Source organism: Pseudarthrobacter sp. S3, assembly GCF_050156905.1.
Classification (GTDB): Bacteria; Actinomycetota; Actinomycetes; order Actinomycetales; family Micrococcaceae; genus Arthrobacter.
In genome coordinates, this window is record NZ_CP189583.1 from 1,545,467 (window position 1) to 1,569,852 (window position 24,386).

At 64.9% G+C, this 24,386-nt stretch carries 29 protein-coding genes and 2 pseudogenes; 17 read left to right on the forward strand and 14 right to left on the reverse strand.

Annotated features, from left to right (window positions below; genetic code table 11):
* Nucleotides 1-24: 24 nt before the first annotated feature.
* Nucleotides 25-684: a cation diffusion facilitator family transporter gene (locus ACQCSV_RS07470; RefSeq protein ID WP_426939541.1), complete on the reverse strand. Its 660-nt coding sequence runs from the start codon at nt 682-684 to the stop codon at nt 25-27.
* 264 nt (nt 685-948) lie between these two features.
* The gene (gene cynR, locus ACQCSV_RS07475) at nt 949-1,821 is read right to left on the reverse strand and encodes a transcriptional regulator CynR (RefSeq protein ID WP_354222277.1); all 873 of its coding nucleotides are present in this window, start codon (nt 1,819-1,821) and stop codon (nt 949-951) included.
* Nucleotides 1,822-1,934: 113 nt separating this feature from the next.
* Between cynR and ACQCSV_RS07480 the strand changes: the two genes are divergently transcribed.
* The 5 genes and pseudogenes from ACQCSV_RS07480 (at nt 1,935) to ACQCSV_RS07500 (ending at nt 5,073) form a co-directional block, all read left to right on the forward strand.
* On the forward strand, nt 1,935-2,594 hold the full coding sequence (locus ACQCSV_RS07480; RefSeq protein WP_354155984.1) for a carbonic anhydrase: 660 nt from the start codon (nt 1,935-1,937) through the stop codon (nt 2,592-2,594).
* Between the two features lie 35 nt (nt 2,595-2,629).
* Nucleotides 2,630-3,100: a cyanase gene (cynS, locus tag ACQCSV_RS07485; protein ID WP_354155983.1), complete on the forward strand. Its 471-nt coding sequence runs from the start codon at nt 2,630-2,632 to the stop codon at nt 3,098-3,100.
* A 74-nt stretch (nt 3,101-3,174) separates the two neighbouring features.
* Complete coding sequence (locus ACQCSV_RS07490; RefSeq protein WP_354155982.1) at nt 3,175-3,675, forward strand: nucleoside deaminase; 501 nt, start codon at nt 3,175-3,177, stop codon at nt 3,673-3,675.
* A gap of 24 nt (nt 3,676-3,699) precedes the next feature.
* Nucleotides 3,700-3,828, forward strand: a complete 129-nt coding sequence (locus ACQCSV_RS07495; protein WP_354155981.1) for a hypothetical protein — start codon at nt 3,700-3,702, stop codon at nt 3,826-3,828.
* Between the two features lie 403 nt (nt 3,829-4,231).
* Nucleotides 4,232-5,073 (forward strand): annotated as a pseudogene (locus ACQCSV_RS07500) (IS5 family transposase).
* Nucleotides 5,074-5,085: 12 nt separating this feature from the next.
* Here ACQCSV_RS07500 and ACQCSV_RS07505 read toward each other — a convergent pair.
* On the reverse strand, nt 5,086-5,583 hold the full coding sequence (locus ACQCSV_RS07505) for a M23 family metallopeptidase (RefSeq protein ID WP_354155980.1): 498 nt from the start codon (nt 5,581-5,583) through the stop codon (nt 5,086-5,088).
* Between the two features lie 404 nt (nt 5,584-5,987).
* On the opposite strand from ACQCSV_RS07505, the gene rpsB reads away from it, so the two are divergent.
* The 6 genes from rpsB (at nt 5,988) to ACQCSV_RS07535 (ending at nt 10,997) form a co-directional block, all read left to right on the forward strand.
* Nucleotides 5,988-6,890 carry a 30S ribosomal protein S2 gene (gene rpsB / locus ACQCSV_RS07510; protein WP_332761179.1) on the forward strand — a complete coding sequence of 301 codons (903 nt, stop codon included), beginning with the start codon at nt 5,988-5,990 and terminating at the stop codon, nt 6,888-6,890.
* A gap of 120 nt (nt 6,891-7,010) precedes the next feature.
* Nucleotides 7,011-7,847, forward strand: coding sequence for a translation elongation factor Ts (tsf, locus tag ACQCSV_RS07515; RefSeq protein ID WP_354155979.1), 837 nt, complete (start codon nt 7,011-7,013; stop codon nt 7,845-7,847).
* Nucleotides 7,848-7,974: 127 nt separating this feature from the next.
* Entirely contained in the window at nt 7,975-8,712 is a 738-nt protein-coding gene (pyrH, locus tag ACQCSV_RS07520) for a UMP kinase (protein WP_193340142.1), read from the forward strand.
* Nucleotides 8,713-8,837: 125 nt separating this feature from the next.
* Nucleotides 8,838-9,395 (forward strand): ribosome recycling factor, encoded by a 558-nt coding sequence (frr, locus tag ACQCSV_RS07525; protein ID WP_190988619.1) that lies wholly within the window; start codon nt 8,838-8,840, stop codon nt 9,393-9,395.
* Entirely contained in the window at nt 9,395-10,318 is a 924-nt protein-coding gene (locus ACQCSV_RS07530; RefSeq protein WP_354155978.1) for a phosphatidate cytidylyltransferase, read from the forward strand. Before frr ends, ACQCSV_RS07530 begins: the two co-directional genes overlap by 1 nt.
* A 94-nt stretch (nt 10,319-10,412) precedes the next feature.
* On the forward strand, nt 10,413-10,997 hold the full coding sequence (locus ACQCSV_RS07535) for a DivIVA domain-containing protein (RefSeq protein ID WP_354155977.1): 585 nt from the start codon (nt 10,413-10,415) through the stop codon (nt 10,995-10,997).
* Here ACQCSV_RS07535 and ACQCSV_RS07540 read toward each other — a convergent pair.
* The 5 genes from ACQCSV_RS07540 to ACQCSV_RS07560 form a co-directional block, all read right to left on the reverse strand.
* Nucleotides 10,931-11,596, reverse strand: a complete 666-nt coding sequence (locus ACQCSV_RS07540; protein ID WP_354155976.1) for a hypothetical protein — start codon at nt 11,594-11,596, stop codon at nt 10,931-10,933. The genes ACQCSV_RS07535 and ACQCSV_RS07540 overlap by 67 nt on opposite strands.
* A 185-nt stretch (nt 11,597-11,781) precedes the next feature.
* Nucleotides 11,782-13,248 carry a cation acetate symporter gene (locus ACQCSV_RS07545; RefSeq protein WP_354155975.1) on the reverse strand — a complete coding sequence of 489 codons (1,467 nt, stop codon included), beginning with the start codon at nt 13,246-13,248 and terminating at the stop codon, nt 11,782-11,784.
* Between the two features lie 7 nt (nt 13,249-13,255).
* Nucleotides 13,256-13,603 carry a hypothetical protein gene (locus ACQCSV_RS07550; protein ID WP_354155974.1) on the reverse strand — a complete coding sequence of 116 codons (348 nt, stop codon included), beginning with the start codon at nt 13,601-13,603 and terminating at the stop codon, nt 13,256-13,258.
* Nucleotides 13,600-14,325, reverse strand: a complete 726-nt coding sequence (locus ACQCSV_RS07555) for a LytTR family DNA-binding domain-containing protein (protein ID WP_354155973.1) — start codon at nt 14,323-14,325, stop codon at nt 13,600-13,602. Before ACQCSV_RS07555 ends, ACQCSV_RS07550 begins: the two co-directional genes overlap by 4 nt.
* A gap of 59 nt (nt 14,326-14,384) precedes the next feature.
* On the reverse strand, nt 14,385-15,575 hold the full coding sequence (locus ACQCSV_RS07560; protein WP_354156029.1) for a histidine kinase: 1,191 nt from the start codon (nt 15,573-15,575) through the stop codon (nt 14,385-14,387).
* Nucleotides 15,576-15,753: 178 nt separating this feature from the next.
* Between ACQCSV_RS07560 and ACQCSV_RS07565 the strand changes: the two genes are divergently transcribed.
* Both ACQCSV_RS07565 and ACQCSV_RS07570 read left to right on the forward strand, forming a co-directional pair.
* The gene (locus ACQCSV_RS07565) at nt 15,754-16,134 is read left to right on the forward strand and encodes a DUF485 domain-containing protein (RefSeq protein ID WP_354155972.1); all 381 of its coding nucleotides are present in this window, start codon (nt 15,754-15,756) and stop codon (nt 16,132-16,134) included.
* Nucleotides 16,131-17,747 carry a cation acetate symporter gene (locus tag ACQCSV_RS07570; protein WP_354155971.1) on the forward strand — a complete coding sequence of 539 codons (1,617 nt, stop codon included), beginning with the start codon at nt 16,131-16,133 and terminating at the stop codon, nt 17,745-17,747. Before ACQCSV_RS07565 ends, ACQCSV_RS07570 begins: the two co-directional genes overlap by 4 nt.
* Before the next feature lie 194 nt (nt 17,748-17,941).
* Here the strand turns inward: ACQCSV_RS07570 and ACQCSV_RS07575 are convergent, their stop codons facing one another.
* Nucleotides 17,942-18,100, reverse strand: coding sequence for a hypothetical protein (locus ACQCSV_RS07575; RefSeq protein WP_354155970.1), 159 nt, complete (start codon nt 18,098-18,100; stop codon nt 17,942-17,944).
* 113 nt (nt 18,101-18,213) lie between these two features.
* Between ACQCSV_RS07575 and ACQCSV_RS07580 the strand changes: the two genes are divergently transcribed.
* The 4 genes and pseudogenes from ACQCSV_RS07580 to ACQCSV_RS07595 form a co-directional block, all read left to right on the forward strand.
* Nucleotides 18,214-18,810 (forward strand): hypothetical protein, encoded by a 597-nt coding sequence (locus tag ACQCSV_RS07580; RefSeq protein WP_426939433.1) that lies wholly within the window; start codon nt 18,214-18,216, stop codon nt 18,808-18,810.
* A gap of 361 nt (nt 18,811-19,171) precedes the next feature.
* A complete protein-coding gene (locus ACQCSV_RS07585; RefSeq protein WP_426938412.1) occupies nt 19,172-20,101 on the forward strand; it encodes an MTAP family purine nucleoside phosphorylase in 930 nt (309 codons plus the stop codon).
* The gene (locus ACQCSV_RS07590; protein WP_426939434.1) at nt 20,098-21,165 is read left to right on the forward strand and encodes an NAD-dependent epimerase/dehydratase family protein; all 1,068 of its coding nucleotides are present in this window, start codon (nt 20,098-20,100) and stop codon (nt 21,163-21,165) included. Before ACQCSV_RS07585 ends, ACQCSV_RS07590 begins: the two co-directional genes overlap by 4 nt.
* A gap of 285 nt (nt 21,166-21,450) precedes the next feature.
* A pseudogene (locus tag ACQCSV_RS07595) lies at nt 21,451-21,519 on the forward strand (hypothetical protein); the annotation flags it as partial.
* Between the two features lie 225 nt (nt 21,520-21,744).
* On the opposite strand, the gene ACQCSV_RS07600 reads toward ACQCSV_RS07595, so the two are convergent.
* From ACQCSV_RS07600 to ACQCSV_RS07620, 5 genes are all read right to left on the reverse strand, one after another.
* Nucleotides 21,745-22,449: a DUF2064 domain-containing protein gene (locus tag ACQCSV_RS07600; protein ID WP_354156032.1), complete on the reverse strand. Its 705-nt coding sequence runs from the start codon at nt 22,447-22,449 to the stop codon at nt 21,745-21,747.
* Nucleotides 22,446-23,162 (reverse strand): glycosyltransferase family 2 protein, encoded by a 717-nt coding sequence (locus ACQCSV_RS07605; protein WP_354156092.1) that lies wholly within the window; start codon nt 23,160-23,162, stop codon nt 22,446-22,448. Before ACQCSV_RS07605 ends, ACQCSV_RS07600 begins: the two co-directional genes overlap by 4 nt.
* Before the next feature lie 115 nt (nt 23,163-23,277).
* Nucleotides 23,278-23,691 carry an Rv1678 family membrane protein gene (locus ACQCSV_RS07610; RefSeq protein WP_354156033.1) on the reverse strand — a complete coding sequence of 138 codons (414 nt, stop codon included), beginning with the start codon at nt 23,689-23,691 and terminating at the stop codon, nt 23,278-23,280.
* Complete coding sequence (locus tag ACQCSV_RS07615; protein WP_354156034.1) at nt 23,688-24,245, reverse strand: TQO small subunit DoxD; 558 nt, start codon at nt 24,243-24,245, stop codon at nt 23,688-23,690. The genes ACQCSV_RS07610 and ACQCSV_RS07615 overlap by 4 nt, the downstream gene beginning before the upstream one ends.
* The gene (locus ACQCSV_RS07620) at nt 24,238-24,363 is read right to left on the reverse strand and encodes a hypothetical protein (protein ID WP_354156035.1); all 126 of its coding nucleotides are present in this window, start codon (nt 24,361-24,363) and stop codon (nt 24,238-24,240) included. Before ACQCSV_RS07620 ends, ACQCSV_RS07615 begins: the two co-directional genes overlap by 8 nt.
* Nucleotides 24,364-24,386: the final 23 nt, after the last annotated feature.

Consider the following 24,386-nt stretch of genomic DNA (forward strand, 5'->3'; position numbering starts at 1 on the left):
TCTGGTGACCTGCGAGCGTTCGGCCTAGCAGTGCGCTGAACAAATGGGTGGCTTAGGGCGCGCCTTTTGCCCCCACGCGGCGTGCAGCATCAGTCCCACCACGATGAGCGAGGCGATAGCGTCCGCACGGGGAAACGCGGGGGTCAAAACGATGAGGCCGGCGACCGCGGTGGCAATGAAGCCGTAGAGATCGGTCAGGAGGGGCTGGAAGGATCCTTCTACGTTCAGGCTGGACCGGTTGGCTTTGGCCAGCAGCCACACCGCCACCAGATTCACGATGCCCCCCAGGATCGCGACGACCAGGACAGGTCCGCCCTCGACGGGAGGCGGATCGAAGAGACGGTGGATGGCCTCCACAGCAACCAGGGCGCTGCTGACCAGCAAGGTGATGCCATTGGCGGCCGCGGAAAGGATTTCCGCACGCTTGAATCCGAAGGTCCAGATTCCCCGCGCCGGGCGTGCCGCCGGGTTGATCGCCCACAGGGAGGCTGCGATCGCCCCGGCGTCGGTGAGCATGTGCCCGGCGTCGGAGAGCAAAGCCAGCGACCCGGAAACGCCGGCCACGATGACTTCCACGACCATGAACCCGACAAACAGGGCAAGGGCAATAACCAGATAGCGCCGGTCAGCGTTGCCGCTATCCCGTGGCTGTGACCGCTGTGACCGCTGTGACCGGCAGAGGATGCGCCCTCCTCATGTCCGGGTGCGTGGACGTGATCGGCGCTCATCGCCCGGTGTCCTTCTGCGCGGGGCCGGTGCGCTCGGGATGAATAGCGACGGTGTGCGGCACCTGAACCTTTACCGGGGGTTCTCCTGACATGATGGGCAGAACCCCCGCGATGATGATTCGCGCCACCTAGCGCCGGCGTTGGTTTCGTCTGTGGCGTTTGGATGGCGTTGGGCAAGTCTTTTGCGGGTGGCCGCGTTGGCCACGGCCGGGTCAGGCGGCTAGCTCCACGTCGATGACAGCTCGGTGAAAGCGTGGCTGGCTGCGCTCACGTAGGCGCCTTTCCTTCTGAGCAGGGCTGCGGTGCGGTGTGGAATGGCCGGGGCCAGGTCAACCGGATGGAGCCCGTGGTGTTCGCGGGCAATGGCTTCGGGCAGCACGGTGGCGAGCTGGCCGCGGCGGACGATTTCCACGATCGCGCTGATGGAGTCGGCTTCAATTGCGACGCGGGGGTCAATGCCGTGGTCGCGGAAGTACTGGTCGATGTGGCGCCGGGTTGCGAAGTCGTTACTGAGAAGCACTAGCCTCTCTTGTTCAAGCTGCCGCAGGTCCATGGGTGTCTGCACGCCGGCGCGGGGGTGGTTATTGCCGACGACCAGGCCAAGGGTTTCGACGAACAATGGCTGGGTCTCGATCTCAGACGAACGTGCCTGGGCGAAAGCGATGCCTAGATCGAGGGTGTCCTCGGCCAGTGCCGCCTCGATGCGGTCCTGGGTCATCTCCTGCACGCTCAAGGTGATGCCGGGATAGCGGGTGCTGAAACGTTCGACCAGCGGACCGATCAGGTAGGCGGTGAACGTGGGTGTCATAGCCAGCCGGAGCGATCCACGGGTTAGATCCTGCACGTCGTGGATGGCCCGGGTTCCCGCGTCAAGCTCCAGCAGGGCGCGACGGGCATAGCGCAGGTAGGTCTCGCCGGCGTCGGTCAGCCGCACGGTGCGCCCGGACCTGTCCAGGAGTTGGACGTGCAGCGTGGTCTCCAGTTGTTTGATCTGTTGCGACAGCGTCGGTTGGGAGACATGGAGTGCCTCGGCCGCGCGGGTGAAGTTTTGGTGTTCCGCGACCGCGGTCAGGTAGCGGATGTGGCGTAGCATCACAACTCTCCAACTATAGGAATTACTTATTGATTCCATTATAAACAAGTCTTGGACACTATAGTTTGGTTCCGTCATCCTTGAGTTATCCCCAAACATGAAGGAGACGGCCCATGAAAGACATCATCGAAGGCTTTCTGAAATTCCAACGGGAAGCCTTTCCGGATCGCTCTGAACTCTTCAAGGAGCTGGCCACCGCCCAGAACCCTGGGGCCCTGTTCATTGCCTGCTCGGACAGCCGGGTAGTGCCGGAGCTGCTGACCCAGCGGGAACCGGGCGACCTGTTCGTGATCCGCAACGCCGGCAACATCGTGCCGGCCTACGGCCCGGAGCCGGGCGGTGTCTCCGCGACCGTCGAGTACGCGGTCGCCGTCCTGGGCGTCACGGACATCATCATCTGTGGCCATTCCGACTGCGGAGCGATGACTGCCATCTCCACCGGCACGAAGCTGGACCACCTGCCGGCAGTGGCCAGCTGGCTTGCCCACGCCGACGCTGCGAAGGCCGTTAACGCCGCCCGCACCCACGGATCGGCCCAGGAGCGACTGGAGGCCATGGTCCGCGGGAACGTCATCGCCCAGCTGACCAACATCAGGACCCATCCCTCCGTCGCCTTGGCCCTGGACCAGAACCGGCTGAGCCTCCACGGCTGGGTCTACGACATCGAAACCGGCTCCATCGACACCCTGGACGGCGTCACGGGCCTCTTTGTCCCACTCGCAGACAACCCGCAGACCTGTGCCATGCCGGCCAGATCCGGCTTGGCCGCCTAACTACCTGATATCACCGAAAGAAATAGGAAAACACCATGATTCATTCCCAGAACACCCAGGCTCCGCGCGAGGAACTGACCGCCGCCATCATCGACGCCAAGATGCGCAAGGACCTCTCTTGGCAGGAGCTGACCAACGGTACCGGCTTGAGCCTTGCCTTCGTCACCGCCGCCCTGCTCGGCCAGCATCCATTGCCGGAAGCCGCTGCGGAAATCGTCGTCGAGCGGCTGGGCCTGGGCGAGGACGCCTCCAGGCTGCTGCAGACCATTCCGCTGCGCGGCAGCATCCCCGGCGGCATCCCAACCGACCCCACCATCTACCGTTTCTACGAAATGCTGCAGGTCTACGGGTCCACCCTGAAAGCACTGGTGCACGAACAGTTCGGTGACGGCATCATCAGTGCTATCAACTTCAAGCTGGACATCAAGAAAGTTGACGACCCCGACGGCGGTTCACGTGCCGTGATCACGCTCGACGGAAAATACCTGCCCACCAAACCGTTCTGATCCCGGCCTGGCGGCGGCCTCACTTCTGGGGCCGCCGCCTATCCCTGAATCAACCTCCCAGGCAAGGACTTATCATGGACTTCATCCAACGCACCATCGACATCGCACGCGCCAACGTCGAGGAGGGCGGGCGGCCGTTTGCCACCGTCATTGCCCGCGACGGAGAGATCCTTGCCGAGAGCCCCAACCGTGTGTCGCAGACGAACGACCCGACCGCGCACGCCGAGATCCTCGCGATCCGCGAGGCCTGTTCCCAACTCGGTACCGAGCACCTGACCGGGTGCACCATCTACGTGCTCGCCCATCCCTGCCCGATGTGCCTCGGCTCGCTGTACTACTGCAGCCCCGAGAAGGTCGTCGTCCTCACCCAGCGCGACGACTACGAACCGCACTACGTCGACGACCGCAAGTACTTCGAACTGGCCACCTTCTACGCCGAGTTCGCCAAAGACTGGACCGAACGACGGCTGCCGGTGGACTACCAGCCCCGGGACGCCGCGATCGACGTCTACCGTGAATGGCAGCGATGCAACTCGGGCAACCGCCACGTACTCACCCCGCCACCCGCAGGGTAGCCGGGCGCCGCCGGGGGTGCCCCGATGTTGGCAACTCAGCGACGGCATCATCAGCGCCATTACTTCAAACTCACCGTCAAGAAGGTCAAGGGCATGGACGGCGGTTCACGCGCCGTGATCACCGACCCCCAGAACCCATCCCAAACAGCCTGAGGTCACTCACGCGTCGCCGCTGTAACCGATGCGGTGCCCCATCGCCATGTCGTTGAACTCGCCCAACCGGGTCGTCGCGAGGTCGATCGTTACCGGACGCCGTTTCTTAGCGTCGCGCACGCCCTGACGCCTCCCATGGATCCGATGTGGCCATCGTTTCCCTCGCCCAGAACCAACTCCCAGCGTGTCGGCCAACCACGAATCCACCGATATCCAGACACTCTGATGGCGCGCCTAATGTCGTGGTAGTCCGGACGTCGTCATCCAGAAGTGGTCCGCAAATGACAAGCTGGGGCCTAGTGCGTGTCTCCGAATCACTTGGTAGGCCATTTGGCAATATTTAGGGGTGAGTTCGCGTTCCGCTTTGTTGTCCGATGCCCAGTGGGAGTTTATTTCCCCGTTGATGCCTGATTCCTCGGGGAAGTCCGGTCGGCCCTTCAATGACCACCGGTTGATGACCGAGGGCACCATCTATCGCTACCAGACGGGATCCATGGCGTGATCTCCCTGCCCATTTCGGGTCATGGAAGACCGTGTGGAAGCACCACCGCCGCAACAGCGCCAGCGGGACCTGGGACAAGGTTCTGACTGCGTTGTTGACCCGTGCCGATGCACAAGGGCTGATCAACTGGGAGGTGTCTGTGGACTCCACGGTCAACCGCGCCCATCAACACGGCACGAACCTTCCCCGCCACACAGGGGGACCTCTCGAAATACATGAATCTGTTTGATGAGCCTGATGACCACGCCATCGGCCGCTCCCGCGGTGGGCTGACCACCAAGATCCACGCTCTGGTTGACGGCAATATGCGCCCCGTGGTCCTTCTCCTGGGCCCCGGCCAGGGCGGAAACTCGCCCATGTTTGAAAATCTTATGGACGCCCTCAAGGTCGAGCGGGAAGGTCCCGGACGGCCCCGCACCCGACCAGACCGGGCCATGGCTGACAAGGCCTACTCATCCAAAGCAATTCGGGCCTACCTGCGCGGGCGGGGCATTGAATGCGTCATCCCCGAAAAGGACGATCAGAAAGCCAACCGCAAACGCAAGGGCTCCTCCAGCGGACGCCCCGTCATCTACGACAGGGACGCCTACAAACGGCGCAACGTCGTCGAGCGCAGCTTCAACACCCTCAAGCAATGGCGACCCCTGGCCACGCGCTACGACAAACTGGCCCTCACCTACCGGTCAGCGACCGTTCTGCACGCCATCGTCATCTGGAGCACCCTATTAGGAGACACGCCCTAGTGCCGTCAGCCGTCAGCCAGTGTCCGGCCCCAAAGGCAACAGGATGGACGGGCGGAGGTCCGTGACGAATTCCAGCGGATTGACATACGCGTCCCCGCGCCGGACGCCCCAGTGGACGCAGGCAAGGGCGCCACAGTGCCCGGGTAGCAGCGTTCCGATGGTTTCGCCCTTCGCCACCACGGTTCCCGCTGTGAGCGGGCTGTCGACCGGCTCAAAACTGCTGCGGAGACCGCCCCCGTGATCGATGGTGATCACAGGGCGGTCCACTACCACTCCCACAAAACGGACGGTGCCGGACTCCGGCGAGGTGACCGGGACGCCGTCGTGCGTTGCCTCCAGGTCCACACCCCGGTGCCCGCTCATCCACGGCTTGTCAGGAGGGTCAAAGGCGCGCAGCACCGCGGGCCTGGGGGAGAGCGGCCACGCCCAGGAAGCTCGCGGCGCTGTCTCCGCTGGAGCCACCGCTGCCGGAAACAGAAGGACGGCGGCGAGCACAAGCAATGCTTTCATGAACCCAGCTTTACGTGCCGGATCCCTGATGGGGAGTCCATGCTATGGCCATGTGGAAAACGCCCGCCGAAGGCCCCCTGGTAGTCCAGCGGATATTGGCTCCTGTAGTACACTTGGTGGAGCAGTTTGCTGTGCCCTCAACGCTTGCGTCGGCACGCCTCATTCAGGAATGCGGGGGAGCAGCAACTGACTACGCGTATCCAGCCCTCCAAATCTGAAGCCCCGGCTTTGTATGAGGAGGATTGTGTCTCTTGCGGTCAGGGCCTCGCGGTCCTGATGGGAGTCGCAATGGATGCCAGGAGCACGGCCCGCCTTGGGCCACGCTAAATAACCGTCAACTATTGGCAGGGTAAGAGAGCCTGAAAAGGCTCTCTCATGAATGACCTGCCGGAAGGAGCGCCGGCATGCCCGTCGTAACTATGCGCCAGCTGCTTGACAGCGGTGTCCACTTTGGACACCAGACCCGCCGTTGGAACCCGAAGATGAAGCGATTCATCTTCACGGAGCGCAACGGCATCTACATCATTGACCTTCAGCAGTCGCTGTCCTACATCGACCGCGCCTACGAGTTCGTAAAGGCCACCGTTGCACACGGCGGCACCGTACTCTTCGTAGGCACCAAGAAGCAGGCCCAGGAATCCATCGCTGAGCAGGCTACCCGCGTTGGACAGCCCTACGTGAACCAGCGCTGGCTCGGCGGTATGCTGACCAACTTCCAGACCGTTTCCAAGCGCATCCAGCGCATGAAGGAACTGGAAGAGATCGATTTCGACGACGTCGCCGGTTCCGCGTACACCAAGAAGGAACTGCTGCTCCTTCGCCGTGAACTCACCAAGCTGGAAACCAACCTCGGCGGTATCCGCAACCTGACCAAGGCACCGTCCGTGCTCTGGATCGTGGACACCAAGAAGGAACACCTGGCCGTTGACGAAGCCAAGAAGCTGAACATCCCGGTTGTGGCCATCCTGGACACCAACTGCGATCCTGACGAAGTCGACTTCCCGATCCCGGGCAACGACGACGCCATCCGCTCCGTCAACCTGCTGACCCGCGTTGTCGCCGACGCCGTTGCGGAGGGCCTCATCGCCCGCCACAACCGCGCCACGGGCACCACGGAAGCTCCGGAAGAGCCGCTGGCCGAGTGGGAGCGCGAACTCCTCGAAGGCAGCAAGACTGAAGAAGCTCCCGCCGCTGAGGCTGCTCCGGCCGCTGAAGAAGCTGCCGCTCCGGCAGTCGAAGAAGCAGCCCCGGTTGCCGAGGAAGCTCCGGCAGCCGCCGAGGCTCCCGCCGCCGACGCTGACAAGTAAAGCCGGATTCTCCGGCGCTGCCCGCAGCGCCGGAGCACCTGACAGGATGGCGGCTCACCCGGTGAGCCGCTGTCCTGTCGGTCCGTACACCACATACATTTTCTAGACAGAGGGGTTCCCATGGCGAACTACACTGCCGCCGATATCAAGGCTCTGCGCGAGCGCACCGGCGCCGGCATGATGGATGTCAAGAAGGCTCTTGACGAAGCCAACGGTGACGCCGAAAAGGCCATCGAGATCATCCGCATCAAGGGCCTCAAGGGCGCTACGAAGCGCGAAGGCCGCTCCACCGCTGAAGGCCTGGTGGCCGCCAAGGTCAGCAACGGCGTCGGCGTTATGATTGAAGTCAACTGCGAGACCGACTTCGTGGCCAAGGCTGACAAGTTCATCCAGCTGGCTGACAAGGTCCTGGCCGTGGCTGTGGAGTCCGGCGCTGCCGATCTCGACACCCTCCTGGCCATCGAAGTTGACGGCAAGCCGCTGTCCGAGGTTGTCGTCGAAGAAGGTGCAATCCTCGGCGAGAAGGTTGTTGTCCGCAAGCTCTCCCGCATAGTGGGCGGCACCGTTGACGCGTACCTGCACAAGACGTCCAAGGATCTCCCGGCCCAGGTCGGCGTCCTGTTCGCTGTTGACGGTGAAGGCGAAGCCGCTGCCACCGCCGCGCACGACATTGCAGTGCACATCGCAGCGATGTCCCCGAACTACCTGACCCGGGAAGACGTACCGTCCGACCTGGTCGAGTCCGAGCGTCGCATTGCCGAAGAGACTGCCAAGGCTGAAGGCAAGCCCGAGGCGGCAATGACCAAGATTGTGGAAGGCCGCGTAACGGGCTTCTTCAAGGGTGAGGTCCTGGTTGACCAGGCTTTCGCCAAGGATGCCAAGAAGTCTGTGGCGCAGGTTCTCGAAGAGGCCGGCGTCAAGGGCACGTCCTTCGCACGTTTCCGCGTCGGCTCCTAGCCGAATCCGCAAAGGGGTGGCCACTTCGGTGGCCGCCCCTTTTGCATGCACCGGCTAAACGTCCGATGAGACCTTTGGCCACCCGGCACGATAACCTTTTTCAGAGTTCACCAACGGGAAGGCACCCATGGAAGCCGTCAATTCTTCAAGCCAGCCAGAGAAAAGCAGGCGCCGCGTCCTCCTGAAGTTGTCCGGCGAGGTCTTCGGCGGCGGCAAGCTGGGCGTCGATCCCGACACCGTCCGCGATGTCGCCAAGCAGATCGCTGCGGCGGTCCCCGACGTCGAGGTCGCAATAGTCGTCGGCGGCGGTAACTTCTTCCGTGGTGCGGAACTGTCCCAGAGCGGCATGGACCGTTCGCGCGCGGACTACATGGGCATGCTCGGTACCGTCATGAACTGCCTGGCGCTGCAGGACTTCCTGGAGCAGGCCGGCGTGGAAACCCGCGTGCAGAGCGCCATCACCATGGGCCAGGTCGCCGAGGCGTACATTCCGCGCCGGGCCATCCGGCACATGGAAAAGGGCCGCGTGGTCATCTTCGGCGCCGGCGCCGGCCTACCGTACTTTTCCACGGACACTGTGGCCGCCCAGCGCGCCCTGGAAGTCCACGCGGATGTTGTCCTGATGGCCAAGAGCGGCGTGGACGCCGTCTACACCGCGGATCCGAAGAAGGACCCCACTGCCGAGAAGCTGGACACCCTGAGCTACGACGACGCCCTGCGCCGCGACATCAGGGTCATGGACCAGACGGCAATGACCATGTGCAAGGACAACAACCTGTCCATGGTGGTTTTCGGAATGGAAGGCGAAGGGAACGTCACCCGCGCCATCCTGGGTGAAAAGCTCGGTACCCTGGTGACCCCGTAGCTGCAGCTAGGATGATCTGAGTACGGTTCCATGGCCGCGGCCGGGCAACAATGGAACCAGGAACACTGAACCAAGATTGTGCAGGGAACCGGTATCCGGACTGCACTGATTTCTGAGGAGAGACCGTGATCGAAGAAACCTTGCTCGAAGCCGAAGAGAAGATGGACAAGGCAGTAGAGGTAGCCAAGGAAGACTTCGCCTCGATCCGCACCGGACGGGCAAACCCGGGCCTTTACAACAAGGTCCTGGTGGACTACTACGGTTCGCCCACCCCGCTGCAGCAGCTCGCTTCCTTCGCCATTCCGGACGCGCGCACCATCCTCATCACGCCGTTCGATAAGACCGCGCTGCGGGACATCGAGAGGGCCCTGAGTGATTCCGAGGTGGGTGCCAACCCCTCCAACGACGGCAACGTCATCAGAATCACCATCCCGGACCTGACCCAGGAACGCCGGAAGGAATACGTCAAGATCGTCAAGACCAAGGGCGAGGACGCGAAGATCTCCATCCGCAACATCCGGCGCAAGGCCAAAGAGACGCTGGACAAGCTGGTCAAGGACGGCGAAGCCGGCGAGGACGAAGGCAGCCGTGCCGAAAAGGAACTGGATGCCCTGACCAAATCGCACGTGGACGGCATTGACGAGCTGCTCAAGCGCAAGGAAGCAGAGCTGCTCGAAGTCTGATGAGCCAGGCAGAGCAGGCCCCCACACAAAGGGCGCGCACCAGGGGGAAACAGTTGCGGAGTAATCCGACACCCAAGGCCGGCCGGAATCTTCCGGCAGCCATTGTGGTGGGCTTGGCCATGCTGATCGGTGTGCTGGGCGGCCTGGTTTTCCTCCCGCTCGGATTCGTGGCGGTCACCACCGGGTTCGCGGTCTTCGGAGTCTGGGAGATCTTCCGCGCCCTGGAGGCGAACGGAACCAGGATGCCCATCGTCCCGGTCATGGTGGGTACAGTCGGCATGCCGTTTGCGGCCTATTTCGGCGGTCTTGAGAGCCTTCTTTTCGTCATGCTCCTGAGCTGCGTTGCAGTTCTCCTCTGGCGTTCAGTGGAGAGCCCGGCGGGATCAGCGAACAGCATCTTTGCCGGCGTGTTCACCCTGGGTTGGGTGCCGTTCTTCATCAGTTTCGCCGTGCTGCCGCTGCACGCCGTCGGTGTCACCACCCCGGTGGGTCTCTGGCCTGGCGGGACCGTGCCGCCAGGGGCCTGGCAGGTGGCCGTGATGCTCCTGCTAGTGGTTTCGAACGATACGTTCGGCTATCTCGTAGGCGCGTCGCTGGGCAAACATCCCATGGCCCCCAAAATCAGCCCCAAGAAATCCTGGGAGGGTTTCGCCGGATCCGTTGCCGGGGCCGTGTTGATCGGCATCCTCGCCAGCATTTTCCTGCTGGACAAACCCTGGTGGGTGGGGGTGATCCTTGCGGTTGGCGTCGTTGCAGCGTCCACCGCAGGAGACCTGGCCGAGTCCATGGTCAAGCGGGAACTGGGAATCAAGGACATGAGCAGCATCCTGCCCGGACATGGGGGCGTCATGGACCGGCTGGATTCCATCGTCTTCGCCTGTCCCGTGGCATTTGTGCTGTTCGCACTGGTCGCGGGCGTCTGACACGGCCTTAACTGCCCACCTCCGCCGGAGCACCGGCAGCGCCAATAGACTGGTGCGTAACCTGACCCAGCTGAAGAGCAACAAAGGAACAACAGTGGCATTGGACTTTCAACGGAAAACTCCCGCGTCGTTTGAGCGCGTGCGGGGCAACGAATTCGGGTACAACGCCAAACAGGTGGACCAGTTCCTCCAGCGGGCCAGGGCGGCACTTGAAACACCGAAGGCCACCAGCCGAGGCGTCACCAGCGCCGACGTCCGGGGCGTCTCCTTTGACCCGGTCAAGGGCGGCTACGCTGCCGCCGTCGTTGACGCAGCGCTGGACCGGCTCGAAGACGCCTTCGCCCGCCGCGAACGGGACGAACTGATCGCCGCCAAGGGCGAGGATGCCTGGCTGCGGGAGATCGGCAGCCTCTCCGGAATCCTCAGGGGCCGCCTTCACCGGCCTGACGGTGAGCGGTTCCGGCGGCCGTCAAAGAAGAAGGCCCGCAGTTACAACATCCTGGATGTGGACAACCTTTGCTACGACCTGATCGGCTACCTCGAAGAGGACAAGCCGCTCAGCGTGGACAACGTCCGCCGGGTGGTCTTCCGTCCCGCCGTCGGCAAGGACGGCTACGAAGAGACGCAGGTAGATGCCTTCCTGGACCGCGTGGTTGAACTCATGGCGGCCATCGACTGAAAGCGTCCCGGCACGCTGCCCCGGACCAGGCTCAATGACTTTCCCGGGGAGTGGGGGACACAGGCGTGAATTGGCGCCAAACTGCCATATACGTCCTGTAGCCGTAGACCGACGAACCGGTGAAAAAAGCCAGTCCGAACACTTGCCCCTACGGCGGCCGCACCGGAGACACCTGTCCCGAAGATGGATGTCAGCAGCCCTGCCAGGATCGCGATGAGCGCCGAGTTCGCTGTGCTGATGAAAGTCATGCTGCTTCCTGCCACATGGCTCAGTGGGTTGAGGCTCCCCAGGGAGTCGTACGTCTGGACGGAGCCTGGCAGGTCGTCGTGCACGGAGGTCATGAAGTGCCGGGAGATGCCCGGGTCAAGGGCAACGTAGGCCGACCGCGGTCGGTTCATCGCGAGCACATACATCAGGTCCTCGTACGCAACATTAAAAACCCGGACCTGCGAGAGGCAGCCGATGACGACGTCCACGAAGAGCACCACTCCGGCCAAAACCATGAACATGTCCGAGAACGTGGTGGCCTGACCCACAAGCGCCAGGCTGACCAGGCTGGCGGAGGTGAACATCAGGAACATGCCGATGCGGGTCAGCACCTCAGCCTGTGTAGTGCTGCGGGATGCAAGCAGGCTCCAATGCTCGGTGGCGAGCAGATGCGCCCGGACCGACGGCGGGACTCCGTCCGCCTCGTTGGGGGTGCTTCCGTCCTGCGTGGAGATGCCGCAATTGTCCTCCCTCCGGCCGCCCGGAGGGAAGCCCAGGACCGCTTGTGCGGGTACGATCAGCGTTCGGTGGCCAATGGCCGTTCCGGCGTGTGCAGCCGGGTCATGACCCGTGCCGTGGTCCGCGGAATCCGATGTTTTGTCGCCCGGGAGACAAGCACTGTCACGGCGAAGGCGGCGGGAACGGTCCACGCCGCCGGCTGGGCCAGCCAGAACGGCGTGCCGGCGGCGCCCAGGATGTTTCCCCACACCATGGCGCCACCGCAGAGGACGCCTCCGGTCACCATGCCGGCGATGGCGCCCGCATCGGTGAGCCCGCGCCACCAGATGCCCAGCAGGAGCACCGGGCAGACGGTGGAGGCCGTAAACGCGAACACCAGGCCCACGCTTCCGGCCAGCGCCATGGAATCAGTCATCAGGGCAAATCCCAGCGGGACCACAGCGGAGACGACGGCGGCGAGCCGGAATCCCCGCACACCGCCGCCGAGCACGTCCTGGCTGATTACGCCCGCCAAGGAGACCACCAGGCCGGACGTGGTGGACAGGAACGCGGCAAAGGCTCCGGCCACCACCAACGCGGAGAGCAGATCGCCGGCGGTTCCACCGATCAGCTGCCCCGGCAGCAGGAGAACCACGGCGTCCGGCTGCCCTGACAGGGCGAGTTCGGGCGCGAACATCCGCCCCACCAGCCCGTAGGCGGTGGGAAACAGGTAAAACACCGAGAGCAGCCCGAGCACGATCAGGGTGGTCCGCCGGGCCGAATGTCCGTCCGGATTCGTGTAGAAGCGGACCAGGACGTGAGGGAGTCCCAGCGTGCCGAACAGCAGCGCCACCAGCAGCGAGATGTTCTGGTACGGCCCGGCCGGGGCCAGCCCGGTGGGATTCACGACGGCGGGGGCCACAGCGGCTTCCCCGTCACCGGCGAGCGTAAACACGATGAACAGGACGGGCACAGCAATGGCGGTGAGCTTCAGCCAGAACTGGAACGCCTGCACAAAGGTGATGGAGCGCATGCCGCCGGCCACAACGGTCAGGCACACCACAACCACCACGGCGGCGGAACCCACCCAGGCTGGCAGCCCCGTGGTGATCCGGATGGTCAGGGCCGCACCATGGAGCTGCGGCACGATGTACAGCCAGCCCACCACAACCACCACCACACTGGTCACACGGCGGACTGCGCGCGAATCCAGCCTGGCCTCGGTGAAGTCCGGGATCGTGTAGGCGCCGGACCGGCGCAGCGGTGCGGACACAAAGAGCAACAGCATCAGGTAGCCGGCGGTGTAGCCCACGGGAAACCACAGCGCGTCGGTACCGGACAGCAGGATCAGTCCGGCTACGCCGAGGAAACTCGCCGCAGAGAGGTACTCTCCGCCAATGGCCGAGGCGTTCCACCATGGCCTGACAGTCCGGGAGGCCACGTAGAAATCTCCGGTGGTCCGGGAAATCCGCAGTCCGTAGAACCCTATGGCGGCTGTTGCCAGCGAAACGATAACAAGTGCCATCACACCCACGGCGGGATTCATCAGGCCATCACTTGTCCCCGGCCAGGTCCCGGTAGCGGGTCTCATTCCGTGCCGCGGACCGGATAAAAAGCCAGGCGCTGAGGCCGATCACTGGATAGATGCCGGCACCCAGCAGAATCCAGTCGAACGGGACACCCGCGACCCGGGTATCGGCCAAGCCCGGCACGGCTGCCAGCAACGGGAACGCAGACAGGATCAGCAGGAACACGATGGCCACAACCAGGGCCAGCCGCAGCTGGGAACGGATCAGGGAGCGGACGAAGACCTGTCCCACGTCTGATTCCTCCGCCGCCTCGCGGGATTCCCCGGCGGGCCGGGGCGCAGAGCGTGGGGCGGTGACGCGGACCCGGGTCATGCCTGCGGCCGGATGCGGGTGGCTTCCAGCTTTTCCCTGACCATGGGAAGGTGGCGGCGGCTGATGGGCAGGCCGGCGCCGGCCACCGAGACGCTGGGCTTGTCCGCCGCCAGCTTCATGGACTGAACATGCTTCAGCGCCACCAGGTAGGACCGGTGCGTCCGGATGAACCCGGCCTCCGCCCACTGCTGCTCAAGGTCTGCCAGTGGCACACGGATGAGGTAGCTGGCATCCGCGGTGTGCAGCCGGGCGTAGTCTCCCTGCGCCTGGACGTATGTGACGTCGTCGCGCCTGATCATCCTGGTGGTGCCGCCCTGGTCAACGGTGATCATCTCAGGGGCGGCGGCGGCGCCGCCGTCGCGCAGCAGCTCGCTGATCCGGCCCACCGACCGGGAGAGCCGCTCGGCCCGGACGGGCTTGAGCAGGTAGTCCACGGCGGCCAGTTCAAAGGCTTCCAAGGCGCAGTCCTCGTCCGCGGTCACAAACACCACCGCCGGAGGTTTGCTGCTGCGCGTGATGGCGCGTGCCACATCAAGGCCGGACACGGCGGGCATGTGAATATCCAGGAAGACGGCATCAATCCTCTCAGTGTTCAGGGCCCGCAGTGCCTCCGCGCCGGACGTAGCCCGGTGGATGACCCCGATCCGGTCGTCCTTGCCCAGCAGGTAGGCCAGTTCCTCCACGGCGGGTAGCTCGTCGTCGGCGACGAGGACATTAATCATGGTCCTACATTAGCCGCCGCAGGCGGTTGGAAGCAGGCGGTTGGAAGCATGCGGCTGGTTCAGGCGTCATGACCGGGCTGGGACTTGGGCACGCGCATGGTGATCAGCGTTCCCTCGCCCGGCGCCGTCTCGATCACCAGTCCGTGCTGGTCACCGTACACCTGCCGGAGCCGGGCGTCCACGTTGCGCAGCCCCACATGGTCGCCGTCGTGGTGCCCGGCCAGCATTGACTGGAGCTCGGCAGGGTCCATCCCCACGCCGTCGTCCTCGATGGTCACTTCCGCGTAGGCGCCCGAATCGTTGGCGGTGATGGTGATGTGGCCCGCCCCTTCCTTGGCCTCCAGGCCGTGCCTGACGGCGTTCTCCACCAGAGGCTGGAGGCTGAGGAACGGGATGACGGTGCTCAGGACTTCCGGTGCGATCCGCAGGCTGACCTGGACGCGCTCACCGAATCGGGCACGCTCCAGCAGCAGGTACCGGTCAATGCAGCGTAGTTCCTCCGCCAGCGTAGTGAAGTCGCCGTGGCGCCGGAACGAATACCTTGTGAAATCGGCGAACTCCACCACGAGTTCGCGCGCCCGCTCCGGATCCGTGTTGATGAACGACGCGATGGCGTTCAGCGAGTTGTAGATGAAATGGGGGCTGATCTGGGCACGCAGCGCCCGGACTTCGGCTTCCATCAGCAGCGTCCGGGACGCGTCCAGCTCAGCGAGCTCCACCTGGACGGCCACCCAGTCCGCCACTTCGCTCGTGGCACGGACCAGGCCCGCGCCCGCCGACGGGGCAAACGCCGCCACGACGCCCACCACCCGTGACCCGGCACGGACCGGGGCGATGACTGCGGCGAGGCTCCCGGAGGCAAGGTCCGCACCCAGGTCCCGCGCCTGGAGCACCGCGGTCCGGCCGCCGAGCAGGACGTCGGCGGCCAGGCCCATCAACCGGGGCTTCAGTTCCTCGGCGGCACCGTCCCAGGCGAGCACCCCGGCCGAATCGGTGATGGCCAGCGCATCACAGCCCAGCAGGTTCCTTAGCTGCCGGCTCGCCTTGGCGGCGCCTGCCGGATTGAGGCCCGTACGCAGGTGTTGCCCGGCACTAGATGCAGTGTGGAGGGTGTTGTACGTGGCGCGCTCGGCGTCGGTGCCCAGCTCACGGAAGGATCGGAGCAGCTTGATGCCAGCGCCGACGACGACGGCGATCGCCAGCACAATCACCGCAACTGCGGCGGCGGTCAGGAGCGGGGAGTCTGGCATGGTGCCCAGCGTAGCGGCGGGTGCCGTTAGTCGCAGCATTGTTGCCGTTGAGCGACCGTTGCGGCCATGGTTCTGGAAAAGAGGACTACCGCAGCGCAGAGTGATTGCAGTCACATTGTCCGCATCCTGTCCGCAGGCCGGTCCGTGTGAACCAGGCAAGTCTCAATGAGGAGGAACGATGGGTAACGATGCCCAGACTCCGGACGCAGCGGCGTCCGTGGACTTCGAACAGGTCCAGTCGACAGAGCGGTTCCAGGAACTGCGCAAACGTCACCGCAGCTTTGTGTTCCCCATGGCTGTGGCATTCCTGCTGTGGTACTTCGCGTATGTCCTGCTGGCGGACTACGCCGTCGAATTTATGTCCACAAAAGTGTGGGGCAACATCAACGTCGGCCTGATCCTGGGCCTGCTTCAGTTCGTCTCCACGTTCGCCATCACCGGCTGGTATGTCAGCTACTCCAACCGGAAGCTGGACCCCATCGCGGCGGAGATCCGCAACGAAATCGAAGGCCATGAGTTTGATAAGGACGGCAATATCGTGAGCGGAGTGAACAAATGATCGGAATTGCCACGGCGGTGGATGTGGCCGCCCTCAAGGACACTACGTTGCTTAATATGGGCATCTTCGGCCTTTTCGTTGCCGTGACCATGGTGATTGTGCTGCGCGCCAGCCGTAACAACAAAACCGCTGCCGACTACTACGCGGCCGGACGCTCCTTCACCGGCCCGCAAAACGGCACCGCCATCGCCGGCGACTACCTCTCGGCCGCTTCCTTCCTGGGGATCACCGGCGCCATCGCCATTAATGGCTACGACGGATTTATGTACTCCATCGGCTTCCTGGTTGCCTGGCTCGTGGCCCTGCTGCTGGTCGCTGAGCTGCTCCGCAACACCGGCAAGTTCACCATGGCAGATGTCCTCTCGTTCCGGCTCAAACAGCGCCCTGTGCGCATCGCCGCCGCCATCTCGACCCTCGCGGTCTGCTTTTTCTACCTCCTGGCCCAGATGGCCGGCGCTGGCAGCCTGATCTCCCTGCTCCTGGGCATCAGCGACTGGGGCGGACAAGCACTGGTGATCATCGTCGTCGGCGCCCTGATGATCATGTACGTACTGATCGGCGGCATGAAGGGCACCACCTGGGTCCAGATCATCAAGGCCATGCTGCTGATTGCCGGCGCTGCCGTGATGACCTTCTGGGTGCTTGCCATCTACGGGTTCAACCTCTCCGACCTGCTGGGCGGCGCCGCGGAAACCTCGGGCAACCCGAACATGCTCAACCCCGGCCTGCAGTACGGCAAAACCGAAACGTCCAAGCTCGACTTTATGTCCCTGGGCCTTGCCCTAGTCCTGGGTACTGCCGCGCTGCCCCACGTGCTGATGCGCTTTTACACGGTACCGACCGCCAAAGAAGCCCGTAAGTCCGTTGTCTGGTCCATCGGGCTGATCGGACTCTTCTACCTGTTCACCCTGGTCCTGGGTTACGGCGCTGCAGCGCTGGTGGGAGCCGAAACGATCAAGGCTGCCCCGGGCGGCGTCAATTCGGCGGCACCGCTGCTGGCCTTCTATCTCGGCGGACCACTGCTCCTGGGCTTCATCTCCGCGGTGGCCTTCGCCACCATCCTGGCCGTGGTGGCCGGCCTGACCATCACGGCCGCAGCGTCCTTCGCCCACGACATCTACGCCAGCGTTATCTCCAAGGGCAACGCCGACGCCGAGACCGAGGTCAAGGTGGCGCGGCGCACCGTGGTGGTTATCGGGGTGATGGCCATCCTGGGCGGCATCTTCGCTAACGGCCAGAACGTGGCTTTCCTGGTGGCGCTCGCCTTCGCCGTCGCGGCGTCGGCGAACCTCCCAACCATCGTCTACTCGTTGTTCTGGCGCCGGTTCACCACCCAGGGTGCGGTCTGGAGCATGTACGGCGGCCTGGGCTCGGCCATCATCCTGATCGCCTTCTCGCCTGTAGTTTCCGGACTGAAGACCTCCATGATCCCGGGTGCCAACTTCGCCTTCTTCCCCCTGAGCAACCCCGGGATTGTGTCCATCCCGCTGGCATTCCTGCTCGGCTGGCTGGGCACGGTGCTGGACAAGAAGCGCGAGGACACCGCCAAGCAGGCGGAAATGGAAGTGCGGTCCCTGACCGGTGTGGGCGCGGAGAAGGCCGTGGACCACTGATCGATGGCTGAGTACGGAACAGGCCGACAGTCCGGAGCAACCGGGGACTCCGGAACCGGCTGATAGTCGGAGAGCCCCTGTGACGCAAGGCATAGGGGCTCTCTGACATTTCAGCGGTCGGCGGCCGGTGCCATGCCGTCGTCGTCCTTTCACCGGATCCGGCGCCGGAGTCGGTGCCGCTTCAGCCGGGCCGTCTACGCGACAATCATGAGCGCCAACAGGGGCGCCGCGAGGTGGCTGAAGTGCAGGCTGGAAGTGTCGCGGATGAAGGCAAGGGCCGCCACATGGGCCCCGGCTGCCGTCAGCAGGAACGCCACGGCGGACCGGGACCCGATACTCCGTCCGCTCTCCAACGCCAGGATATTCCACAGGGTCAGGCAGTTCCCCAGCCGCCGGTGAGGACCGCGAGGGCAGGCTGCCAGACGGAACCGGCAACTCTCGGCGCCGTAAGGAGGCTCGAACTTTCATGAACGCACCTTACCCTCACGTCCAGCACATCCACGGCGGCGCCAAGGGCGTCTGCCTTCCCGCGTCGGCTGATAAGGACGGCGACGGCGTGGTCTCCACCACCGAAGGCGCACCATCCTGCGGCGCCACTGTCACCACGCTTTCCACCAGCGGCGACACCAGCCGTGCGGCCGGGCCTGACCTCAAGCTCGCTGGCCAGGGCGCCAGCTACACCGTTGACCGCATGTTTGAGCTGAGCTCCGAGACCAAGGCAGCCTTGGAAGCAGGCACCGCCGTGGTGGTTGTACACGGCCTTGACCCCGCCACGCTGAGCCCGGCAGGCTGCGCTGACACCGGCGTCACGACGGACTCCGGTCGCCGCGGAGGCCTTCTGGCCTCCGCGGCGGTTGGACTTCTGCTCCTTTTGCCTCTGGCTGGCTGCGGCACCGGAACGCCCGACGCCGGTTCCGCACCGTCGGCTCCCGCCTCACCGCCGGCGTCGGCTGCTCCCGCCACTACTCCTGCTGCGGCGCCGGCCCCGCCTGCCGCGGCTCTGCGGCGCCCGCCGTCGACCCTTTACCGGCGGTACTGCCACCTCCGAACCAGTAACACTTGAGATCCCCGCCATCGGCGTCCGGACCAACCTCCTGAGCTTGGGCCTGCGGGGGAACCGGTCGCTTGTAGTGCCGCAGGACACCGGCACCGGCGTACCCGCAAGCTGGTCCAACGGCTCGCCCACTCCTGGCGACCGCGGCCCGGCAGTGATGCTTGGTCACGTGAAAGCGCGCGGCGGCGCAACGGGCGTTTTCGCCGACCTGCGCCAGCTGACCCCAAGCACTTTCACCTGCACGGACCACCCCTGGTCTTCCCCGCCTACGAAACCGCTGACGGTTCCGCCGTGTTCCCAGCGCCCGCGTTCGAAATACGTAAGGATTCCACCCGCGTCAACTGCTGCGCGTGGTTGGCATGATGGGGTCATGGACTATCCCTCGGAACCCTTCGCCCGCGTCGGCATTATTGGCGGCACGGGCCTGTACCGGCTGCCCGGCGCTGCCGTGCTGGAGACGCTGGATGCCGCGACGCCTTTTGGCCCGCCGTCCAGCCCCGTCACCGTTGCCCGGCTGCCTGCACGGGACGGTCCCGGAGGTGCGGACGGCCCGGTGGTCGTGTTCCTGGGCCGGCACGGCCGCGGACACAGCATTGCCCCGCAGCAGATCAACCACCGTGCCAACTTCTGGGCGCTCAAGAGCATGGGTGTGGAGGCTGTCATTTCGTCCGCGGCAGTGGGCGGACTGGTTCCGAGCCACGGAACCGGGACCTTTGCCGTACCCGACCAGTTTCTGGACAGGACCTGGGGCCGGGCGGACACTTTCTATGACGGCTCGCTGCCCACCGGCGTGCAGCACCTGCCCGCCGCCGAGCCCTACAGTGCCCCGCTGCGCGCCGCACTCCTCGACGCTCTGGAGGTGCAGGGCGAACACTTCGCACCGGCTGCAACCGTGGCTGTCATCAACGGGCCACGCTTTTCCACCAAGGCCGAGTCGGCAGCCCTGGTCCGGGCCGGTGCGCATCTGGTCAGCATGACCCAATACCCCGAGCCGGTGCTGGCGGCGGAGCTGAACATGCATTTCGCGGCGCTGGCGTTCATCACCGACGCCGACACCGGCCACGACGGTTCCGAGCCCGTGACCGCGGAGCTGGTACTCGGCCGCCTGGCGGCCGCGCAGCCGCGGGTTCTGGCCGTGCTATCCGAGGCGGCGAGGAGGGTATCCGCGGGGCTGGCCTGCGTGGAAACGGCGGACGGCGGCGGATTCCCGCGGATGGCCCTTATGCCCGCCGACGCCGTCGCCACTGTGATGGGCGCCGCCAGCCCGGTCAGCCCCGGTACTGGAAGGAGGACGCCGTGAAAATTCTGGTCACCGGCGGAGCCGGTTTCATTGGCGGCCACATCGTCGGGGCCGCCCTGGCCCGCGGCTGGGAGGTCCGGACCCTGGATTCGCTGGATCCGGTGGTGCATCCGGTCAGGCCGGCAGCACATCCCGGCGCGTCTTTGCTGGTGGGCGACGTTGGCGATGCATCCACCGTTGCTGCGGCTTTGGAGGGGATCGACGTCGTTGTCCATCAGAGCGCCAAGGTGGGCCTCGGCGTCGACTTCTCCGATGCGCCGGACTATGTCCGCAACAATGACCTGGCCACGGCCGTACTCCTGGCAGGCATGGCCTCGGCCGGCAGGGACAAGCTGGTGCTGGCCTCCTCCATGGTGGTCTACGGCGAGGGCGCCTACACGGACTCATCCGGCCGGCTGATGCGGCCCGGCCCACGCCGGGTGGAGGACATGAACCACGGAATCTTTGACCCCCGGGACCCTGTCACCGGCGAGCTCCTGCAGCCCACACTGGTCACCGAAGGCGCGGTGCTGGACCCGCGGAACGTCTATGCTGCCTCCAAACTGGCCCAGGAAAACCTGGCATCGGTCTGGGCCCGTTCAACCGGAGGCACTGCCGCGGCCCTGCGGTACCACAACGTCTATGGCCCCCGGATGCCCAGGGACACACCCTATGCGGGCGTGGCCAGCCTGTTCCGCTCGGCCCTGGCCCGCGGGGAGGCGCCGCGGGTGTTCGAGGACGGCGGCCAGCGCCGCAGCTTCATCCACGTGGCGGACGTGGCGGAGGCAAACCTGTGCGCCGTTGAAGCGCTGGCAGCGGGCGGGGTCATGGCGGCAGGCAGTATGAGGGCATACAACGTAGGAGCCTCGGAGGTCCATACCATTGGTCAGATGGCGGGGGTCCTGAGCGCTGTTGGCGGCGGCCCGGTCCCCGTGATCACAGGGGACTTCCGGCTGGGCGACGTCCGGCACATCACCGCGAGCTCTGCACGGGCCAAAGCCGAACTGGGTTGGGCTCCGCGGCGCAGTTTCGAGGACGGCATGCGCGAGTTCGCCACCGCCCCGCTGCGTGGGGAACTGCCCTAGACGGCCGGTCCCAGAGCCTCCTGGCCAGCGGGGATCCGCAACCGAAACCGGCACCCACCCGCAACGTTGGCAACCTCCAGAGCACCACCATGGGCCTGCACGATGCCGTGGACAACCTTCAGGAGCATGAAAACGCTCGTCGATGAGCGACCTGATGGGAATGCCGCGGCCCTGTATGAATGGGCTTCTGTGCACGACATTCTGGGGCGCGACACGGAAGCGATTCCCCTATAGCGCCTTGCCCTCGACGCAGGTCTCGATGATAGGCGACGGCTTCAGGCACTCATTCAACTCGCCAGCTCACTGCGAAACGTGGACGAGTTCGAGGCGGCCATTCGAGTCCTCGAGGATGTGGAGGAAAACAACGTCGCCGGAGATGCGCATCCTGCCTTCCTCGCCCTGGTACTTTTGGGGGCCGCAGCAATCCGGTTGCCGGGCAGCACCATCCACCACAGCAAGAACGCACCTGCCGTCTGCAGCGCATGCAACTGCGCAAACAACACCGCCTGCGGCCTGAAGCGGGTGTCCGCCGCTGCCGCTGCTGGCTCTGCCGTATCGGATTCCACCCTTGATCCTGCCCTATGCCGTCCCGGAGACCACAGCGCGGTCTTTGGGCTTGTCACCGCGGCCTCTTGTCTGGAGGTGTTCGACGGCGGCCGCCACCGCGGCAGCAAATTCGGTGTCCGGGATTTCCGCGGCGATCTCCAGTGCATCGTCCATGTGGTCCATGTCCCTCAGAACCGGCAACAGCCCTACTGATAGTCCGTTCGCCGCCAGTCGGGAGAGCTGGTCGGCTCCGGTCGTGTCCGTGGACATCGGCACGCCGCGGACCAGCGCGCCGTCGGGGCGGCGGAGGGCTAGCGCCCAGAAGCCGCCGTCGGCGGACGGTCCTATCCAGGCATCGTGCTGTGGCGTCGCGGCGGACCAGTCCATGCGTAGCGGGGCAAGATGTGCCGGTGAAATCTGGGGTGTGTCCATGCCGACGATCAGCAGGGGGCCGGTGGCGTCGTCGCAGATTGCGGCGAGGCGTTCATCCAGCGGGCCGCCGGTCTGGGCCACAACGGCGAATCCTGCGGCATCCCGGGCGCGTGGTGTCCCGTCCATAACCAGCAGCCGTTCGCGTACCGGCAGGAGTCTGATGGTATCTAGGGTCCTGCTGAGGCTGAGTTGTGCCAGGTCAGCGGCCTGAACGGGCGTCAATGGCGGAGTCAGTCTGGTCTTCACCCGGCCCGGCAGGCACTCCTTGGCGATAACCGCCACCTGCAGATCAAGCGTTGGCCTCACGGCTGTTCCTCGCTGCCGGGAAGGGTACGGACCGGCCCGGCAGCAGCTGCGGCGGCTGCCGCCCGGAGCTGTGCCGACATATCCCGCACAGCCCTCACTGTGCCCAGGACTGTTCCGGTTACCTTGGACTTGCCCGTGCGCTGGGCATAAACCACCGGAAGTTCGGTGATTCTCCAGCCCCGCAGGCTGGCTTTGAGAAACATTTCGAGAGGATATCCGCTCCTGCGGTCCTCAAGCTGAAGGGACAGCAGATCCGCGCGGCGTGCGGCCCGCATGGGTCCGAGGTCGGTGACGGCTTCGCCGGTGCGGCGGCGCAGCAACCAGGCCAGGACATAGTTGGCGCTACGGGCATGTAAAGGCCATGAACCCCACTGCGGCTGGCGGCTGCCCAACACGAGATCGGCGGTGCCGGCCATGACAGGCGCCAGCAGGGCAGGCAGCCCGGCCGGATCCAGGGAGCCATCGCAGTCACAGAACGCCACGAAGTCCGCCGTAGCGGCGAGCAGGCCGGCATGGGCTGCCGCCCCGAAGCCTCGTCGGTTTTCCCGGATCACCGTCGCCCCAAGCTCCGCCGCTAGTTCCGCCGAACCGTCGGTGGAGCCATTGTCCACCACGATGGCCCGGTACCCGTGAGGCATCCGGGCCAGGACCCATTGCAACGCCCCGAATTCATTCAGACACGGCAGAACAACATCCACAGTAGGCCCGGTCATTTCGCTCACGCCGCCACGCCATGGGTCCAGGCCCGCGGATGCGGCCTTGTCCCTGGCCGGTTCACCGCATCGTGGGACTCACCTCGGGGCAGGATAGGCTCGCCTGCCGCAGCCATTAGTCCGGCCCGATGGGCCTGGCTCGCCGTTCAGGGGTTGGTTTGTCACCGACGAGCATGATTCCGATAAAGGCCATGCCGATTCCGGTCAGCAGCGCTGCCGTTCCAACGTCGCCGGCGATCAGCCCAAACTCCTGTCCGTAGGTGGCAAGGCGGAGGAGGCCCAGGACGATCATCACTGCCCCGACACCGAACAGTATGGGGCGCAATCCGAGCATGGTCCCCACGATGCCGATCAGGGCAAGAACGAGAAGAATCACGGCCTGTGCCGGATTGACCGGCACCAGCTTGAGCGGACTATAGTCGATGAGTCCGAACAGGGCGGTTGCCCCTGTGGCTGCACTGAGCATGAGTGCCCGGCGCCGGGTTCCCCGATCCAGCCCGGTACGAAAGGCGCCGCGGGAACCTGTCATGATGCCCTCAGCGCCAACCTGGCCAGGCGGGTCGAGGAGGTCCGCCAGCGGGGACGGAGCAGGCCGTCGAGCCCCGCCGTCCGGCCGGCGGCCGTCGCTAGCAGCACCGCGTGCACGGCGAGCATGAGGTAGTAGGACCAGTGCCACTCGTTGGGTGCGTTCAGGACCGACATGGTGATGGCCAGGGTCTGGATGATGCCGATCGCGGCCCAGAACCGGGTGAGCAGGCCGGCGAGCAGGAACGCGCCGAGGCTGAACTCGACCAGCAGAGTCGCATAGCCGAACAGCGTGAAGTTCGGTAATACGACGTTCTGGACCAGCCAGGAGAACGGCGGGACGACCGGATGCTCAACAGCGTAACTGGTGAACTGGAAGAGTCCTGTGCCCTGGTCGCGGCCAAAGTTGGGGGGGAGCTTCCAGCCGACGTTCTGGATCCACATCAAGGCCACGGTAATTCGCAGGCCGGTGATGACGGCCCGGGCGGTCCGCCCGGAGTCGAGACCTTCGGCGGCGGTCCTGCCGCCCGGCGTCGTGGTCGCGGCCAGATCAGACATGGTCGGAGACCTTGCTGTTTTCCTTCATGAGGGTGTTGTTGAAGGGAACAGTGCCGGCCGGCAATCCCACGCGCCCGCCGTATGTTTGTACTACAAGCACCTCGTCGTTGGGGGTCATGGCTTCATGCTAGCCCCAAGGAG

Excerpts from the sequence above, each read along its gene's own strand:
- cynR (WP_354222277.1), bottom strand. The coding sequence starts at position 1,821 with ATGCTACGCCACATCCGCTACCTGACCGCGGTCGCGGAACACCAAAAC.
- ACQCSV_RS07480 (WP_354155984.1), top strand. The coding sequence starts at position 1,935 with ATGAAAGACATCATCGAAGGCTTTCTGAAATTCCAACGGGAAGCCTTT.
- cynS (WP_354155983.1), top strand. The coding sequence starts at position 2,630 with ATGATTCATTCCCAGAACACCCAGGCTCCGCGCGAGGAACTGACCGCC.
- ACQCSV_RS07490 (WP_354155982.1), top strand. The coding sequence starts at position 3,175 with ATGGACTTCATCCAACGCACCATCGACATCGCACGCGCCAACGTCGAG.
- ACQCSV_RS07495 (WP_354155981.1), top strand. The coding sequence starts at position 3,700 with ATGTTGGCAACTCAGCGACGGCATCATCAGCGCCATTACTTCAAACTC.
- ACQCSV_RS07505 (WP_354155980.1), bottom strand. The coding sequence starts at position 5,583 with ATGAAAGCATTGCTTGTGCTCGCCGCCGTCCTTCTGTTTCCGGCAGCG.
- rpsB (WP_332761179.1), top strand. The coding sequence starts at position 5,988 with ATGCCCGTCGTAACTATGCGCCAGCTGCTTGACAGCGGTGTCCACTTT.
- tsf (WP_354155979.1), top strand. The coding sequence starts at position 7,011 with ATGGCGAACTACACTGCCGCCGATATCAAGGCTCTGCGCGAGCGCACC.
- pyrH (WP_193340142.1), top strand. The coding sequence starts at position 7,975 with ATGGAAGCCGTCAATTCTTCAAGCCAGCCAGAGAAAAGCAGGCGCCGC.
- ACQCSV_RS07530 (WP_354155978.1), top strand. The coding sequence starts at position 9,395 with ATGAGCCAGGCAGAGCAGGCCCCCACACAAAGGGCGCGCACCAGGGGG.
- ACQCSV_RS07545 (WP_354155975.1), bottom strand. The coding sequence starts at position 13,248 with ATGAATCCCGCCGTGGGTGTGATGGCACTTGTTATCGTTTCGCTGGCA.
- ACQCSV_RS07550 (WP_354155974.1), bottom strand. The coding sequence starts at position 13,603 with ATGACCCGGGTCCGCGTCACCGCCCCACGCTCTGCGCCCCGGCCCGCC.
- ACQCSV_RS07555 (WP_354155973.1), bottom strand. The coding sequence starts at position 14,325 with ATGATTAATGTCCTCGTCGCCGACGACGAGCTACCCGCCGTGGAGGAA.
- ACQCSV_RS07560 (WP_354156029.1), bottom strand. The coding sequence starts at position 15,575 with ATGCCAGACTCCCCGCTCCTGACCGCCGCCGCAGTTGCGGTGATTGTG.
- ACQCSV_RS07565 (WP_354155972.1), top strand. The coding sequence starts at position 15,754 with ATGGGTAACGATGCCCAGACTCCGGACGCAGCGGCGTCCGTGGACTTC.
- ACQCSV_RS07570 (WP_354155971.1), top strand. The coding sequence starts at position 16,131 with ATGATCGGAATTGCCACGGCGGTGGATGTGGCCGCCCTCAAGGACACT.
- ACQCSV_RS07580 (WP_426939433.1), top strand. The coding sequence starts at position 18,214 with ATGAACGCACCTTACCCTCACGTCCAGCACATCCACGGCGGCGCCAAG.
- ACQCSV_RS07585 (WP_426938412.1), top strand. The coding sequence starts at position 19,172 with ATGGACTATCCCTCGGAACCCTTCGCCCGCGTCGGCATTATTGGCGGC.
- ACQCSV_RS07605 (WP_354156092.1), bottom strand. The coding sequence starts at position 23,162 with ATGACCGGGCCTACTGTGGATGTTGTTCTGCCGTGTCTGAATGAATTC.
- ACQCSV_RS07610 (WP_354156033.1), bottom strand. The coding sequence starts at position 23,691 with ATGACAGGTTCCCGCGGCGCCTTTCGTACCGGGCTGGATCGGGGAACC.
- ACQCSV_RS07615 (WP_354156034.1), bottom strand. The coding sequence starts at position 24,245 with ATGTCTGATCTGGCCGCGACCACGACGCCGGGCGGCAGGACCGCCGCC.
- ACQCSV_RS07620 (WP_354156035.1), bottom strand. The coding sequence starts at position 24,363 with ATGACCCCCAACGACGAGGTGCTTGTAGTACAAACATACGGCGGGCGC.